This is a genomic window from Shewanella sp. MF05913, assembly GCF_059758095.1.
Window position 1 is genome coordinate 74,879 of record NZ_JCAYNT010000005.1, and the last position, 17,246, is coordinate 92,124.

The 17,246-nt window shown below is 44.0% G+C and carries 15 protein-coding genes; 7 read left to right on the plus strand and 8 right to left on the minus strand.

All coding sequences use genetic code 11. From position 1 onward, the window contains the following. Positions 1–121 precede the first annotated feature (121 nt). From AC19MV_RS08755 to metB, 3 genes are all read right to left on the minus strand, one after another. Complete coding sequence (locus tag AC19MV_RS08755) at positions 122–712, minus strand: 3'-5' exonuclease (RefSeq protein ID WP_498307039.1); 591 nt, start codon at positions 710–712, stop codon at positions 122–124. 98 nt (positions 713–810) lie between these two features. After that, the gene (locus AC19MV_RS08760; RefSeq protein ID WP_498307040.1) at positions 811–3,204 is read right to left on the minus strand and encodes a bifunctional aspartate kinase/homoserine dehydrogenase II; all 2,394 of its coding nucleotides are present in this window, start codon (positions 3,202–3,204) and stop codon (positions 811–813) included. 114 nt (positions 3,205–3,318) lie between these two features. Then, the gene (metB, locus tag AC19MV_RS08765) at positions 3,319–4,482 is read right to left on the minus strand and encodes a cystathionine gamma-synthase (RefSeq protein WP_498307042.1); all 1,164 of its coding nucleotides are present in this window, start codon (positions 4,480–4,482) and stop codon (positions 3,319–3,321) included. Between the two features lie 210 nt (positions 4,483–4,692). Between metB and metJ the strand changes: the two genes are divergently transcribed. The 5 genes from metJ (at position 4,693) to AC19MV_RS08790 (ending at position 9,716) form a co-directional block, all read left to right on the plus strand. Then, positions 4,693–5,007, plus strand: coding sequence for a met regulon transcriptional regulator MetJ (gene metJ, locus AC19MV_RS08770; protein ID WP_160056923.1), 315 nt, complete (start codon positions 4,693–4,695; stop codon positions 5,005–5,007). Positions 5,008–5,076: 69 nt separating this feature from the next. Continuing rightward, positions 5,077–5,817 (plus strand): sulfite exporter TauE/SafE family protein, encoded by a 741-nt coding sequence (locus AC19MV_RS08775; protein WP_498307044.1) that lies wholly within the window; start codon positions 5,077–5,079, stop codon positions 5,815–5,817. 255 nt (positions 5,818–6,072) lie between these two features. Further along, positions 6,073–6,402 (plus strand): c-type cytochrome, encoded by a 330-nt coding sequence (locus AC19MV_RS08780; RefSeq protein WP_498307046.1) that lies wholly within the window; start codon positions 6,073–6,075, stop codon positions 6,400–6,402. A 151-nt stretch (positions 6,403–6,553) separates the two neighbouring features. Then, complete coding sequence (locus tag AC19MV_RS08785; protein WP_432400106.1) at positions 6,554–8,266, plus strand: DUF3373 domain-containing protein; 1,713 nt, start codon at positions 6,554–6,556, stop codon at positions 8,264–8,266. Between the two features lie 55 nt (positions 8,267–8,321). Then, positions 8,322–9,716, plus strand: coding sequence for a tetrathionate reductase family octaheme c-type cytochrome (locus tag AC19MV_RS08790; protein ID WP_498307047.1), 1,395 nt, complete (start codon positions 8,322–8,324; stop codon positions 9,714–9,716). A gap of 63 nt (positions 9,717–9,779) precedes the next feature. On the opposite strand, the gene AC19MV_RS08795 is transcribed toward AC19MV_RS08790, so the two are convergent. The 3 genes from AC19MV_RS08795 to AC19MV_RS08805 all read right to left on the minus strand — a co-directional run bounded on the left by AC19MV_RS08795 (position 9,780) and on the right by AC19MV_RS08805 (position 12,719). Then, positions 9,780–10,781: a pseudouridine synthase gene (locus tag AC19MV_RS08795; protein ID WP_498307049.1), complete on the minus strand. Its 1,002-nt coding sequence runs from the start codon at positions 10,779–10,781 to the stop codon at positions 9,780–9,782. A 74-nt stretch (positions 10,782–10,855) separates the two neighbouring features. After that, positions 10,856–11,434: an LON peptidase substrate-binding domain-containing protein gene (locus tag AC19MV_RS08800; protein ID WP_432400109.1), complete on the minus strand. Its 579-nt coding sequence runs from the start codon at positions 11,432–11,434 to the stop codon at positions 10,856–10,858. Between the two features lie 226 nt (positions 11,435–11,660). Beyond that, positions 11,661–12,719 (minus strand): alpha/beta hydrolase, encoded by a 1,059-nt coding sequence (locus tag AC19MV_RS08805; protein ID WP_498307051.1) that lies wholly within the window; start codon positions 12,717–12,719, stop codon positions 11,661–11,663. Positions 12,720–12,818: 99 nt separating this feature from the next. On the opposite strand from AC19MV_RS08805, the gene AC19MV_RS08810 reads away from it, so the two are divergent. After that, positions 12,819–13,280 (plus strand): NanQ anomerase/TabA/YiaL family protein, encoded by a 462-nt coding sequence (locus tag AC19MV_RS08810; protein WP_160056070.1) that lies wholly within the window; start codon positions 12,819–12,821, stop codon positions 13,278–13,280. Positions 13,281–13,672: 392 nt separating this feature from the next. Then, positions 13,673–14,596 (plus strand): manganese-dependent inorganic pyrophosphatase, encoded by a 924-nt coding sequence (locus AC19MV_RS08815; protein WP_432400112.1) that lies wholly within the window; start codon positions 13,673–13,675, stop codon positions 14,594–14,596. A gap of 120 nt (positions 14,597–14,716) precedes the next feature. On the opposite strand, the gene AC19MV_RS08820 is transcribed toward AC19MV_RS08815, so the two are convergent. After that, complete coding sequence (locus AC19MV_RS08820) at positions 14,717–15,118, minus strand: DUF1850 domain-containing protein (protein ID WP_498299686.1); 402 nt, start codon at positions 15,116–15,118, stop codon at positions 14,717–14,719. After that, positions 15,118–17,175, minus strand: coding sequence for a TRAP transporter permease (locus AC19MV_RS08825; protein ID WP_432400114.1), 2,058 nt, complete (start codon positions 17,173–17,175; stop codon positions 15,118–15,120). Before AC19MV_RS08825 ends, AC19MV_RS08820 begins: the two co-directional genes overlap by 1 nt. Positions 17,176–17,246: the final 71 nt, after the last annotated feature.

Genomic DNA, 17,246 nt, shown 5'->3' on the forward strand with positions numbered 1-17,246 from the left:
TTGATTTAATAATAAATATTTATGTATGTTTGAGTTTATTCTGTAGCTACGTTCGGCAAAAAAGAGAAAATATTAAGAATAATAAAACCTATGGAGTGGTGAAAGAGCCATGCCGGTATAATTATTGCTGACTCAGCCTTTCAATTTCGAGCTCGATGAGTAATGCAGTATGGGCATCATTTGCCGCATATTTTTTCTGATGGTTATGCAGAGGGAATATTGACCAATTGGATTGTTGTGCACTCTTAGATAGTCGTTGATTAAAAAACATCGCAACCGCAACCCTAGCGCCTACACGTTGTTTAACGCGTGCAAAACGCATCACTTTTGAAGAAAGCTCTTCTGTATTGGTTAACGTAATGCCAAATTTTCTCAAGAGTATTTTTCTGTCTTCCTTTAGCCCAAACCCCACCTTTTTTATCGTAGGATCCGACAGTATTTTAGCAATGTCAGTGAAGTGTTCATAAAACTGAGTAGGAAATAAAAATACTTTGGACTGTGTGGCTATTTGAATTAAATGAGGTCCATCGCTTACCTCACCTTTTATAAAACAAGGTTTACTCTCGGTATCAAAGCCTAAGCAAGAGTGTGTTTTTAACTCTGCTATTGCACTAATAGCGTCAGCGGTGTTTGTGACAACGATGATATTATCAAGACCAATACCCTCATAAAGTGGTAAATCTCGAATTTGCTCCTTTGTTGGCCTTTGCATTTAATATCCTTTTAATCGTAAGCAGCACTATCTAATAGAGGACGAAAAACTAATAGAGGACGAAAAAAAAGACCATCACATGGTCTTTTTAATCAATATTACTCTTGCAGTAAGTCTTTACAAATATGCACTAAATCCGACTGCACTGCGGCTGCGGTAACCTCTCGTCCAGCACCTGGGCCGCGGATAATCAATGGGTTACCTTGATAAAACGCACTGCGAATAACAAACACATTATCGCCAGGGGTTAAGTTGGCATAAGGATGATTATTGTCTACCCACTGCAAACCGACCTCGGCCTGCAGTTTACCCTCGACTTTGTCTAACGATGCCACGTAACGCAGCACTTTGTTTTGCTCAGCGGCTGCAACATATTGTTGTAACAAGTCATCATCTAACTCGCTAATACGCGGTAAAAAATCGTCTAACGACAACTCAGCTAATGCCTTAGGCACTAACGAATTAAGCGTAATATCATCGAGCTCAACGGCTAAACCAATCTCACGGGCTAAAATCAGCAATTTACGCTGCATATCACGGCCAGACAAATCATCACGCGGATCGGGCTCGGTAATCCCTAAACCGCGCGCTTCTAGGACTAATTCCGAAAACGGTTTGCTGCCATCGTAGTTTTCAAATAACCAACATAAGGTACCCGAAAAAATTCCGCCGACAGCTTCAATGGTATCGCCACTATTACGCAAATCGTTTAACGCGTGTTGTATCGGTAAACCCGCTCCGCAACTGGCGTTATAACGCCAAAATAACCGACGATTACTGAGCTGTTGCTTTAATTCACGATAAAAAGGTAATGGCCCAGAACCCGCCAGTTTATTTGCGCTCACCACATGAATGCCACGTGCAAATAGCTCAGGATACTGCAAGGTTAATGTGGCACTGGCACTGATGTCTAACGCGACAATTTCATCACAAGACAATTGCGCTAATTGCTCAAACAATGAGTCGTAATCCCAATCTGTAGCATGGGCTTGGTAATCTTGCTGCCAATGATTAAGGCGTATACCGTCATTTGAAATTAATGCCTTTTGCGACCCAACCACACCGATAAGCTCTACCGACGCTTCAAGTTCGCGATCTAATGTTTGGCTGGCACGCTTAAATAAATCGACCCATGCTTCGCCAATATTACCGACACCTAGCAGCAACACGCCGATGCGCATTCTGGGGCCGGCGCAGCGACGATGCACCTTTTGGGTTAATAAACTCACCTGCGCTTGTGGCACTAAGGTCACTAAGCTTAACGAGTCTTGATAAACAGGTTTGGCATCGCGGCTTAATAAACGGGCAAAGCTGCGTCTAAAATGATGTGCATCTGCACTGACTAACGCCACCAATCCTAGGTCAGTTTGTATGGCTAATTCATCAATCGCCCATTGCTCGCCATGTTTTACCAACAGTGCTTGAACCTGTTTTTGGCTTTCTAGGGTAAATGCCAGCTCAAATTTATGTTGGGCGAGCTCCCAATATGCTAATGGCGTCAGGCCTGCTTGATCTAAAATAGCCAGCAGTGGTGCAATCTCGGTGTTGAGTTTAAAGCTAAATAACACCACTTCATTGAGGTTAGTCACCACAGGTGCGCTAGCCGATGAACTCAGTGGAGCAATTAAGGTAAAGTCGGTGTGAGATGCGTAGCTTGAACGTACAGCTAAACTCACATCGGTGTTAAATAATGGCTGCAAAGTACGTGAGTGCAAAACAGGCGAGCCTAAACGCGCAAGGCGATCAGCTTCTGCTAAAGACATGCTTTTAAGCAATTTGGCATCATTAATTTTGTTAGGGTCAGCGTTAAACACCCCTTCAACATCAGTCCAAATGGTGACACGTTCAATGTCAGCCAGGCTAGCTATTAGCGTGGCGCTAAAGTCAGAACCATTACGGCCCAGCAATAAGGTATCACCATGGCGGTTAGCACAAATAAAACCGGTAATCACTAAACGCTCTTGCGGATGCAAAGCCAACAAAGCTTGCACCTTGTCGCGCGACTCTTGCACTAAAATATTAGGCACTGATCCTTCGTCGGCAACCAAAATAGAACAGGCATCAACATGCGTTGCAGCCACGCCAGTTTCGCGCAGTAATGCTGCCATTAAGCGTGCAGACCAGCGTTCACCAAAACTCACAACCTGGTTTAACTGATAATCGTTGTGCTGCTCTAAAGACAACAAGCTAACTAATTGCGCTCTGTCGGTAGACAAGCGCTCACGCAAATCACGCGCCTGCTCGTTTGACAATAGTTGCTCAATTAAGGTTTGCTGATAACTAATGAGCACTTGCAGCTCTTCTTGCCAAAGTTGACCGCTGTCGCGCAAACTGAGTAATTTATATAAGAAGTTAGTGGTTTTACCGGCAGCAGACACCACCACAAGATCATCACTGTTACCATGAGTCAGTAAAATATGGGCAACACGACGATAGCAATCAGCATCCGCTAAACTAGAACCACCAAACTTATGTAAATGACCTCGCGCCATTACGCACTCCTTAAACAACTACGACTTTTTTTATTGCGACTGCTATTTTACTTTATTTAACGAAAACTACAGCTAACATAAACGTAAATTAAGCTAATTTTACCCAAGTTCAGGCTATTTAATTGCTGCAACTGCGGCTAAACCGGCTTTAATATCAGCAACCAAATCTTCAGCATCTTCAATGCCGACAGATAGTCTCAATAAAGTGTCTTTAATACCAGCCTCTTGGCGTGCTTCTGCATCCATTGCTCTGTGGGTCATCGTGGCCGGAACGGCGACTAAACTTTCCACTCCGCCTAAACTTTCAGCAACACTGAACAATGTCAGCGCATTTAAAAATGCCACCACTTCTGCCTCGCCACCTTGCAATTCAAAACTTAACATAGCACCAAAGCCTTGTTGTTGTTTTGCCGCAATTTCGTGACCTGGATGGTCTTTTAAACCGGGATAGTACACTTTAGCAACCACGTCGCTGGCATTAAGCAGTTCCACAATCTTTTGTGCATTACGTTGATGCTCTCGAATTCGCACTGCTAGTGTGCGTAAACCGCGTAAGGTTAAGTAACTGTCAAACGCAGAGCCGGTTAACCCAAGGGTGTTTGACCACCAATGTAGTAGCTCACCTAATTCAGGATCTTTAGCCACCACAGCGCCGCCAACCACATCACTATGGCCGTTAATGTATTTAGTGGTTGAGTGAATAACGATATCAGCACCTAACAATAAAGGTTGCTGTAAAATGGGTGATAAAAAGGTGTTATCTACCGTAACTAATGCACCAACGTCGCGACAAGCATGGCTAATCGATTCAATATCAACCACGCGTAGTAATGGGTTTGACGGGGTTTCTAACCACACCATTTTAGGTTTTTGCGCTATGGCTTGGCTCAATGCTTGAGCATCGGTTTGGTCGACAACCACTAATTTAAATTGGCCTTTTTTAGCCAAATTGGTAAACAAGCGATAACTGCCACCATAACAGTCGTGCGGAACCACTAATAAATCATCAGGGCCGAGTAAGCTGGTCACCAATGTAATGGCCGCCATACCTGTGCATGTCACCACTCCGGTTGCACCTTGCTCAAGTTTTGCCAGCGCGTCACCTAATATGCAACGAGTAGGATTGCCTGATCGGCTGTAGTCAAATTCGCGCGGATTTTTATGGCCGTCGAACGAATAATTGGTCGATAAATAAATCGGTGGTACTACGGCTCCATGTTGTGTGTCTGATTCTATACCCTGGCGAACGGCCAATGTGGCGCTTTGATACTTAGTCATAAAGACTCCTAAAAATTCACAAACACACAAAATAGATGTCTAGACGTCCAAATTTACCTAAGAGGTTAGCGTACGTCAACCTAAATTAGACGTTTAGACGTCTAAACATAAAGAAATCTATTTGCAATCGTCACTAAATAGTAGCAATAATTTGACTAGAGATTGTAAGGGGTTAAAATCTGCCCCGTATTTATCGTTAAGGGTAAGTTAATGACTGAGTGGAATGGCGAATATATCAGCCCATATGCCGAACACGGCAAAAAGAATGAACAAGTAAAAAAGATTACAGTTTCTATCCCTTTAAAAGTATTAAAAGTACTGACAGATGAGCGTACCCGTCGCCAGATAAATAATCTGCGTCATGCGACCAACAGTGAACTGTTATGCGAGGCATTTTTGCATGCATACACAGGCCAACCATTACCTCATGACGGTGATTTATCCAAAGATGAACCGGATAGCATTCCAAGTGAAGCGAAAAAGTTAATGGATGAGATGGGTATTGAGTGGGAAGAAATGGAATAACCCACAGACTTAATCAACAGACTTTGAAGCGACCCTAATAAGAAGTCGTGATATTTTTATAGAGAACTTATGATGTCATTTATCGATCCATCTACATTGATACTGGCATCAGTTATCGTTTTTTTTGGCGCGCTAACCCAAAGCTTAATTGGCTTTGGGTTAGCCGTTGTCGCAAGCCCTCTGCTGTATATTGTTAATCCCCAACTTGTCCCTGTCCCCATAATTGTTATGGGATTTGCCATTTCGGCAATGACCTTATACAGAGAACGCGGTCACCTGCAATTTAATGGCTTGCAATACGCCTTACTCGGCCGGATCCCCGGTGGATTTGTGGGTGCAGGATTATTACTGTTTGCCCCACAAGCCATACTCGGCTTAATTATTGCGGCTATCGTATACATTGCCGTGATTCTGAGTGTTTACAAGATTACCGCCCCCATCAACCGTATAAGCTTATTTATTGCTGGAGTATTCTCCGGTATTTTTGGCAACATCGCCGCGATTGGTGGCCCACCGATGGCGATTTTACTCGCCGGACAAGATGCTAGCCAATTTAGAGCGGCATTGTCAGCCTTTTTTGTATTCAGCTCACTGATTGCGTTAGCCATTTTAGCCGTGGTCGGTTTAGTAGAAATAAAGCATTTGTGGTTGTCACTGATGCTGCTACCGTCAGTCATTGGCGGCTATCTTGTCTCGGGTTTGTTAATCAACCACGTCGATAAAAACAAAACCCGTCTTGCCACTCTCGTGCTCTGCAGCATCAGCGCCACGGTTTTAGTGGTTAAATCAGTGATGGCATTAGCCAACTAACCCTAAAAGCGATCTCTTTTTACATCTCAAAATATACCCTAACCCGCCTATCAAGCATCCAGCCAAATTAGCAATAGATCTGCGTCACACAAGTTCATTAGATTTTTTTCAATTAACTTTTTTTCAATTAGATTTTTCTCATGAATATGATCTACTTCAAATTAACAATACCTCTTTTTAGGTAACATTATTTACAGCAAAGCAATACAGCAATATTGCTAAGGCACAACCTATAAAAGCCCATAGAGGATAAACATGATGAACACTTATATTAAAGTTGGTATCGCAGTCGCTATTGCATTATCTCTCGGTAGCCAGGTCATGGCAGCCGATGGCGGCAACCCTAAAAAAGGTAAACACCTGTACAAAAAAGAATGTAAAGCCTGTCACAGTGCCAATAGCGAAGGTCAAGAGCTCACCCCGATGAGCAAAACCATGAGCCAATGGGATCGCTTCTTCTCGCGCGACAAACACAAAGCAAAACCTGCCGTTTTTGAGGCATTGTCTGAACAAGAACTAAAAGATATTCAACAGTTTTTGTATGACCATGCTGCCGACTCAGACCAGCCAGCAACCTGCGGCTAAGTCAGCCCAGCTGATCAACGTTTCTGAGTAAACGCCAACATCAGCCAGTAACCGAATCGAATTAAAAAATAATGAGGCTTAGCCTCAGGGAATCTGACAACCAAAATTTGCTTAATTGATTCAATATTAGGCAAATACGGGGAGAAACATCATGAGAACACTTATCTCAATACTGGTTGCTAACGCGCTCTTTATGAGTGGTGCAGCCGTAGCAACTGACACCGATGTACAAAAAATTGCCGAACTAGAAAAGCAGTTGGCCGAAATATCTGAAGATTTAGATTACTTAAACTCACGCGTTGACAAAACTGAACGTCATAGCGCATTAGACAGAATCGAAATTACCGGTGACTTTAGAACGAAAGTGCATTCATTACACTATCAAAATGTCACCTGGAACCCCGCCATGAACGTCAACTTTTCTGACTTTGCCGCTAAAGCAATGGCCGGTGAATTTGGCGACCCAAGCAGTGCCAGCTCACCTTTAGGGCAAATGATGATGGCCAATCCTGATTTAGCCGCAGCATTCCAAAGCGGTATGCTGCAAGGCGTAATGCCGATGGTATTGGGGCAAAAGACCCAACAAGATATCGATAATGATATTTTTTACACCACCCGCCTTCGCCTAAACCTTAATGCAAAAGTGTGGGATAACGTCAGTTTTGCTGGACGTCTTACTATGTACAAAAGTTGGGGCGACTCAACAGGCGTTAAAGTATTTGATTCATGGAATTCCTTCACCATGGACGGCACTAGCAGCGGTAGTACCAGTGGCGATGAATTAAAAGTTGAGCGCGCCTACTTTAACTGGAAAGACATTAATGGCAGCGGCGCATACCTGTCTATTGGTCGTCGTCCTTCAACTTACGGGCCTCCAAGTCACTATCGTGAAAATGAGCTTCGCGGCGGTACACCCTCTGGCCACCTCGTTAACTTTAACTTCGACGGTGCAACGTTAGGGTATGACTTAACCGATATTACCGGCATTGAAGGCCAAACGGTCCGTTTCTGCTACGGCCAGGGCTTTGAATCACAATACGGTAACGGTGAATTATTTGGCGATATCATCACCAAAGATACCCATCTAGGTGGATTTAATATCGACGTCATCAATGACGGCAACCACTTTTTACAGTTCACCTTATTCGGCGCTAAAGATGTAAACGACGGCTTCACCGGCACCATGGCATTCCCAACACAATTGGCCAGTATTTTTGCGCCAACCATGTATCAAGATATGCAAAAGTTTGAAAACTTTAACTTTGTTACCCGAGTGCAGCCTAGCAGTGTGATTGGTGATATGTACCTAGGTGGCCTAGGCTATGCCTATGAATCAGACGAAGACATGAAAATGTTTGCCTCACTCGGTTGGACTCGTGCTGAACCGACAGGCAATGCGGGTTTATTTGGTGGCATGTTAAGTGATGCCGTATTTGAAGCGGCATTAAACAGCACAGGCACAGAAATCATTATGGTGCCAACCTCAACCGTCGACTCTGACACTAAAGACGGTTATGGCGTATATGTGGGAATGCAAATTCCAGCACCATATGGCAAGTTTGGCCTTGAATATAACTATGGTTCTAAATACTGGAGCCCATTCACCCAAGCACAAGATGACCCTATGGGCAGTAAATTAGCCACCCGCGGTCATGTTGCCGAAGCTTATTATATCTTTGATATTAATCCTAAAATGTTTATCAAGTTAGCCGGTTTGTACTACGACTATGAATACACAGGCAGTGGTTCTCCAGTGGGTGCACCACAAAAAGTAGACGATGTGATTGCAGGCAATGCTTACTCAATGTTGCCCGTAGTCGACACCGCCTACGACATCAATGCATCACTGACCATCAATTTCTAACTTGAACTTCTCATTGGTCCCCCTGAGCACAAACTCAGGGGTAAGGACACATATCATGAAAACATTCACAGCACTGGCAGTATTACTGATGTTAAGCAGTAGTGCTCAGGCTGCCTTTAATCACAAAGATGCACTGCAAGGGCCCTTTGCCAATGGTCCCGAAGTCACCACACAATGCTTAACCTGCCATAAAGAACATGCCGAAGACTTTATGAAATCTTCTCACTGGACATGGGAGCTAGAGCAAGAGTTACCAGGACGTACCGTCAAGCGTGGTAAAAAGAACAGTATTAACAACTTTTGTGTGTCGATTTCAGGTAACGAGCCCCGCTGCACAAGTTGCCATGCCGGTTATGGTTGGAAAGATTCAACATTCGATTTTAAAGACATGACCAAAGTGGACTGCTTAGTGTGTCACGACACCACAGGGACTTACATGAAAGACCCAGCGGGTGCCGGTGAAGTATTTGGTAAAGTAGACTTAGCCAGAGTAGCCCAAAATGTTGGTGCGCCCGTACGCGATAACTGCGGCAGTTGCCATTTTTACGGCGGCGGTGGTGATGCGGTTAAACATGGCGACTTAGACTCGTCAATGTCTTATCCAGATCGCGAAACCGATGTACACATGGACACCGACGGTAATGACTTTCAATGCCAAGAATGCCACGTGACTGAAAAACATCAAATCAGTGGTAATGCCATGGGCGTTTCACCTGGAGGAGAAACCAAAATTGGTTGTGTCAATTGTCATGACGACGCGCCGCATCAAAACAAAAAACTCAACACCCATACCGCAACCGTGGCATGCCAAACCTGTCATATTCCCACTTTTGCCAAAGTAGAACCAACAAAAATGCGTTGGGACTGGTCTGCTGCAGGGCAAGATTTGAAAGACACTACTGATGAAAATGGCAAGCACACCTTTAACAAAAAGAAAGGCAGCTTTATTTGGCAAAAAGATGTGCCACCACAATACGCCTGGTTTAATGGCAACGCCGACGCCTACATGGCTGGCGATAAAATTGACCCGACTAAAACGGTAAAACTCGCTTATCCATTAGGTAATATTAATGACCCTAAAGCCAAGATTTACCCTTTTAAAGTGCATACCGGTAAGCAAATTTACGACACAGAACTTAATATTTTACTCACACCAAAAACTTACGGTGAAGGTGGATATTGGGATAAATTTGACTGGGATCTCGCCGCTAAACTGGGTATGGAAGCAAACCCAACCATGGTAGAAAAAGGTCTTAAATACAGTGGTAAACACGGTTTTGTTGAAACCGAAATGTGGTGGCGTATCAACCATATGGTGACCCCAAAAGACAAAGCATTACAGTGTAATGACTGCCATAACAAAGGCGAGCGCCTAGATTGGAAAGCCCTAGGTTACGATGGCGACCCCATGAAAAACCGCAAAGGGGTTAAACACGCTACGGCTAAATAGCTGAGTAAAAGAGCATGCATCAATGCTAAAAACCAAACCGCCATCGACTTATCGATGGCGGTTTTATTTCATCGACAACATCATCGCTAACAAATCTAATCCCTGACACTCAACATCGTGTTCAATACCACTTAGCGGATCGCTAAACCGTAAGCGTTTGGCCAATAACTGCAATGGTTTATCATAATTATCTGGCCCTTTAGGCTGTAACACCGGGTAAAAGCGATCATTGAGTATTGGCATACCCAAACTCAACATATGCACTCTTAATTGATGAGTTTTACCGGTAATAGGGCTGAGCTCAAACAAACCCAAACCGTCTTTAACTGCCACCAGACTTATTTCAGAATGGCTATTCGCCTCACCCTCTGCCACCTGCATGGTAAAGCTAGGATTGGCCGCAACAATACGATTTTTAACCGTCCAATGTAGCGGTAACTCACAGGTGTTGTCGGCTAATTGCGCTAATAAATCTGGAGTAACCTTGGCGATAGCTTGATAGTCTTTAGTGATCTTGTCGTCTAAAAACAGCTGGTGATAGGCATGACGCGTTTGCGGGTTTAGTGTCATTAACATCACCCCAGCAGTATCTTTATCAAGCCGATGGGCAGGCGCTACGGTATCGATTTGTGTGGCAATACGTAATCGATGCACAAGGCATTCGTTAACAAAATTACCGCCAGGGGTTACCGGTAAAAAATGCGGTTTATAAACAATAATGATATCGCTGTCTTGATGAAGTATTTGTTCATAAAACGGCACTTTGGTTTCAGCCTTTACCTCACGATAGTAATAGACTCGTGCCGTCGCTTGATACTCACTCGTCGCATCAATTAACTCACCATGTTGCCAATGCACCTTGCCTTCATTAATGCGCTGCTGCCATACGCTGGCCTCAATTTGCTTAAAATGATCAACCAAAAACTCAAAAACGGTGGCATATGATTTACCCGCCAATTCGCTTTCTCTAGGTAGCACAATATACGAAGGTTGCGCCGCGATGGCTGAGGTTGAATGTAGGGCTAAATCGTTTGAGAGTGAATCGTTTGAGTCTGAATTTGGCATAAAATGGGCTATGTACAAACATTGGCAAAGGGTAATCACCCTATGTTATCAGTGTATCGCCCCTGATGCACCGCTTACACATCGACATGAGATTTAAGCAACTGTAATACAAAATCCATGGTTTTATGGCAGTTTGGCTGCTCAACTAATACTAACTTATCGCGACTATACATAGGTAACACTTCAAGCCAACGCTGGCTAACCCAGGTGGCATCTTCTAAATGCACTTGCGAATACAGCTCAAGTAAATCAGGGTTCACTTGATAAAATTGCTCCAGCGCCGCACTGATAATTTCAAACTCACCTGCTATAGGCTCCTGGCTCCAGTTTTGACAAGGTAAGGCACGTGCAATCCAGCTGCCATCGCGCTGCTGCGCTGCGGATAAGATTTTTACTCGCTGCGATCCTTCAATCACAATGCTTAAACTGTTGTCTGCTAATTGATTAAAATCGATGATATTGCAACGAGTGGCGGTGATGTAACAAGGGAGTTCGCTGTTGGCTTTTAGCGCTGCAAAGGCAAGTTGATAATGGCCCTTTAACACTCGGGCAATCATGCTGAGATCGCACGGTGACACAACACGGATCTCGAGTCGTCCACCGGGCAATAACACGCCATCTTGAATTAATAACGCCATTTCTTGTGTTTGCATAGCAGCCTCCCACACCAAAGGTGAAGTTACTGAACCAAAATCAAATCAATAGAATAAGTGTAGCAGTGGTCAATATTTCAACAACATAAGCACCGTAAATAATGCTAACTGACGACATTGACCTGCAATTGCGCGCACTCGACTAGTTAATTAGACCTAGTTTAATTAGGCTATATTTCACACAAACAACAAATTCAAACAAAAAAAGTCCCATTTTCACTCAAGGTTACAGACGTTCAATCCTATCCATAATGTTGCCCTTAGCCACTATTTCAGCAAATTCGTCAGCAAGCACCTGGCTTTGCTGCACGCTTTGTTGCCAATAAGCAATGCGACTGTCGCTATCGAGGTGTTTAAAATCTTCGCGATCTGGAATTTTACCAAAGGGTAAGCTGGCAATAAATTGCTTACTCGGCGCTAAAATCAGTCCATTGTGGTAATTAGCTTTGGCTTTGCGCCACAGTAACGACTTATCAAACCAACCCGGACTCATGTAAGGGTAAAAGTGAGGATACAAACTCAAACCTGTCGCTGCAGGCAATGGCATATCAAAATGATAATCGGTAATGCCGCCATCGTAATAATGACCTTTAGGCGATCCTTGCAGATCTTTCACGGGATCAAGCAACAAAGGGATCGATCCTGTCGCCAATAAGCCATGACGAATATTCTCTTGAGTCAGTTGAACTTGCTTGGTGGGTAAGTCTTTTAAGCGTCTAAACGGAGATGCCGCATCTTTATGACTTAAAATCACCCGCTCAAAGTGCCAGCCTAAACTTTTACGATTAACAATATTGCTTACCGCTGCCATCGACAAACCGACCATTAAGCCAAATTTTGCATGGATGCGGTTTAAATGACGTGCACGACACGCCACCATATGATGTCGAATTAATGGGTTTACTAAAATATCAGCGCCCTGTTGCTCGCCCAAAATACCGTCAACAATCTTAAGCACTTGCGCGCTCACTTGCTCACGCGTCGGCTTAGCCACGTCATAACGTTGGTTAATATAAAAATGCTCAAAGCGTTCATAAGCTGCCAATGGATTTTGCTGCGCCATACAGGCTAAACGCCATGCGCCAGACGAAGCCCCCATGGTATAGAGCGGATCTTCTCGCCCTTGAAAAAATTCACTGAATAAATATTTATCTAATCCAGCGATGGCAAGCCACTTCGGCCCGCCTGATGCAGCAAACAACTGAGTAAATAATGATTGTTCTAAGCCATTCGCTTCTATTTGTGCGTAAGCGGTAGGTCCAGCAAGTAAACGTAATGCAGGCAATGTACAATCCTTCTTATTTTTCTAATGCTGATTTTTCAGTAAAACTGTATGCTTTAACAAGTTATCATGTTTCTATCGTTTACATCTTACGGAATTTTTATGATTGTCGATACCCTAGCAAACCGTCACATTTATACTCAGCTTAGCCCTCGTTTAGCCACGGCACTAGCGCACCTTGCTGACACTGACTTTAGCCAACTTGAAATCGGTAATTACCCATTAGATGGCAAAGATATTTTTGTCATTGTAAATGACTACCAAACCAAGCCAAAAGAAACACAGCCTTTTGAAGCACACGAAAAGTACATTGATGTGCAATATGTGGTTAGCGGCGAGGAAGAGTTTGGCTATTTACCGTTAGCAGACCAAACGCCGTCTAAAGCGTATTTTGCTGACCACGATTATGCTAATTACGACTATGAATCAAATAAACAAGATGCTGCCTTTATTCCGTTAAAAGCAGGGATGTTTGCCTTGTTTTTCCCAGGTGACATCCATATGCCAGGCACCAGCGCCTTACCGCAACAGGTGCGAAAAGTCGTGATAAAAGTGCGGGTGTAACATCCGCGTTGACGGCTCATCATTATGATTAAAAACTCAGCAGCTGGTCTGACTCCTTATTGGCGCAAGTTCTGCTAGACTGATTTGAGTGATATGAGTTTTTAGTGACATAAGTTTTTAGTGACATAAGTCTAATGAAACGATTAGGGCTACGTTTTGCACATTAAGCGCCTATATATGTTCAGAGTCAAAGCAGACTTAACATACAGATGAGCAATACTAAAAAGCAAAACAGCACGCCACAAGTACACATACCCTGAGTAGTATAAAAAAGGCCCCGAGACTCTCCGCTTGGGGCTTTTTTTATGGTAGGAATTCAGCGGCTGCATTTTTTAATGCTATGACGATTAATCCTTGTTAAAATCAGCACAACTTTATAGGAGAGTCTTTCAATGGCAATGTATGTAGTGGGTCACAAGATCCCTGATTCAGATTCAATTTGTGGTGCTATCGCATTAGCATATTTAAAAAACCAAATCGGCGAGCCAGCTATCGCGGCACGTTTAGGTGAATTATCACCAGAAACCGCCTTTATTTTAGAGAAATTTGGTTTTGAAGCGCCAGAATACAAAACCAGCTACGCTGGCGAAGATGTGTATATTGTCGACCACTCTGAAATCACTCAAGCACCAGACGATATTGCCCAAGCGACTATCGTTGGGATTGTTGATCACCATAAACTAGGCGATTTAACCACTTCTACTCCGTTAGAATGTTGGATCCGTCCAGTAGGTTGTAGTAACACCGTCATTAAAATGATGTACGATTTTTACCAGGTAAAAATCCCAGCTAACATCGCTGGCATCATGATGTGCGCTATTTTAAGCGATACCGTCATTTTTAAATCACCAACTTGCACCACTGCCGATATTCGTTGCGTTGAAGCCTTAGCTGAAATCGCCGGCATTGAAGACTTTAAAGAAGTCGGCATGGACATGTTTAAAGTCAAATCAGCCGTTGAAGGCACGCCAGCGCGCGACCTTGTAATGCGTGATTTCAAAGACTTCAACATGAACGGAAACCTAGTCGGTATCGGCCAATTAGAAGTGATCGACTTATCGGTTTTTGACGACATTAAAGCTGACCTAGAAGCGGACATCGCTAAACTAAAAGTCGAAGGCAACCGTCACAGCGTATTACTACTGCTTACCGATATCATGAAAGAAGGCTCAGAAATGTTAGTAGTTTCTGATTCTGCTGATTTAACAGAGCGCGCCTATGGCAAGCCAACTGTTAATGGTCGTGTATGGTTAGATGGTGTATTAAGCCGTAAGAAACAAGTGGTTCCATCACTGCAAGACGCGTTTACAAGCTAATACGTGCAAAATTAACTGCGTGTTAATTTTATCCGTGATGAAAAACAAAAAAGCTGAATCCATTGATTCAGCTTTTTTTATACCCAAACAGGCTTAATGAGAACTCAATAACAACTCAAATTACTTAATATCGCAGCCCCACAGTTCTATCGACGGCTGCGCAGTCGTTGGCTCGCCCACCCAGTAACTCATGGGGTGACATTGTTGTTCGGTATTGGCAGACGAGACACACAACTGATAATCTCCAGCCTCAGGCGTGCGCCCCAGCTTTAACATTGGCAGCACGGGCAACGTTGGCTTATATTGCCAGCTGCCGTCAATTAACACAGCATCAGCTGGGATTTCCATTCCGGCGCCGCTGCCTTTGACTCTAGCTTGCTCAAGGATAAAGCCGTCAGGCAAGAGACGATAATCTTCTGCCCAACGTACTTTCTCAATAGTATGAGTCCACGACAAGGTCATCTGCTCAGCAGGAACTTGTGCCCAAATGCTACCCGCTAAACCTAAACACAACCCTAGCATTAGCCTTCCTGTGCCAAACGTTTTAACTTACGAGCGCGCCATGCGTGTTGCAAAATAAACGCCAGTGCCAAGCCAAAACCAATTTCATCACTTAATGGCGTGGCTAAAATTAAGCTGCCACCCGCAATAAAGCCTAAAATACGCTCCCACATATACAGTTTTTGTAATAAGTAGCCGGTAAAAATAACACCCCAAATACCAATGGCAACCGTAGCCTTTAACACTACAAATATTGTGGCAAGCACTCCGCCACCTTGAAGCATTAACGCTGGGTCGTACACCGCCATAAACGGAATAATAAATCCGGCAATGGCAATACGAATAGCCCATAAACTGATTTTTAAGCCTTTCTCTTTGGCGATGGGTGCTGCGGCAAAACAGGCCAATGCCACTGGCGGTGTTAAATCGGCCATAATGCCAAAATAAAACACAAACATGTGCGACACAATTAACGGTACGCCTAGGTCTAATAATGCCGGCGCGGCAATAGAGCTAGTAATAATGTAGTTAGGGATTGTTGGAATACCCATGCCTAATACTAAACACGTCACCATGGTTAATACCAAAGACAAAAATAGATTGTCTTGGCCCACTGCCAAAATGTAACCCGCAAAGGTAGAAGCAATACCGGTTAACGACACAATACCAATTATCACCCCAACCAGCGCACAGGCGATACCTACAGGCACCGCATGACGTGCACCTTCAACTAAAGCATGCAAACACAGCATTAGGGTTTCTTTGCCGCCTTTTACAAACCAGCTAATGACCACCAGCAAAGCAATAACCCCAAATACGACACCTATGCCTAATTGGAAAAATCCGGCACATAACACGCCTAATGCAATCCAAAAAGCAAAACGCATTATCTTTGACGACACATTTAAAATAATCGCCGAACCTAGAATCACAATCGCAGTTAATGCTAAACCGACCATGCCAGAAAACAGCGGCGTACGGCCAGAAAACAGTAAACCAATTAGGATAAATAGCGGGATAAGTAAGTACCAGCGCAACTTAATAGCCGCCCAGGGATCAGGACATTGGTCTTTCGGTAAACCCGATAAGTTAGCGCGCTTAGCTTCTAAATGCACCATCCAAAACACTGAGCAAAAATACAATACCGCGGGGATCATTGCCGCTTTAGCAATTTCAATAAACGGCACGTTAATGGTTTCGGCCATAATAAACGCCACTGCACCCATAATCGGCGGCATAATCTGACTGCCCATACTCGACGTGGCTTCTACCCCTCCAGCAAATGCAGACTTATAGCCAAAACGTTTCATTAATGGAATGGTAAATTGCCCAGTAGTCACTACGTTGGCCACCCCAGAACCGGTAATGGTGCCCATTAATGCCGATGACACCACCGACACTTTTGCCGGGCCGCCAACCTTATGACCAAATAAACCCATCGCAAAGTCGGTAAATAAGCGGATCATTCCGGCTTGCTCTAAAAACGCACCAAACAGAATAAATAAGAAGATATAAGTGGCCGACACATACGTTGGCGTACCGTATAGTCCTTCAGTACCAAAGGCTAATTGGTTAATGATCTGGTCAATGCCATAGCCACGATGCATTAACTCGCCAGGCAAAAATTCACCGAATAATCCATAAGCGAGAAACAAGCCACAAATGATCGGCAAGGCAATTCCCATCACTCGTCTTGCCGCCTCAAACACCAGCACCACAAGTACGGTACCGATAATCATATCGCCTTGAGTAAGGTCGCCTGAGCGCTGAATTAAGTCAGCCTCAAACACCCACTGATAAGCTGCTGTCGCCATGCCTGCTAAGCCAAGTACCCAGGCTAGAGGTTGCCAGGGTTTGCTTTTACCCCATCCTGGGTAACTGATAAACACCACTAATAATAAAAAGCCCACGTGTACAGCGCGTAAAACCTGGGTTGAAACCGGATGAAACGCTGCTGTAGTGATTTGGAAAATAGAAAAAACCAATGCCACCACAAATAAGGCTTTTGGCCAGTCACGAGTGTCGGCACTTAAGCCTTGCTCTGACATTGTGTTCTGGTTAATGGATGGATCGCTCATGGTATGCCTCTGTACTGACTACAGCTAAAATCGATATGCCTAAAAACAACTAAGCGCTTGTTTGGTATGTA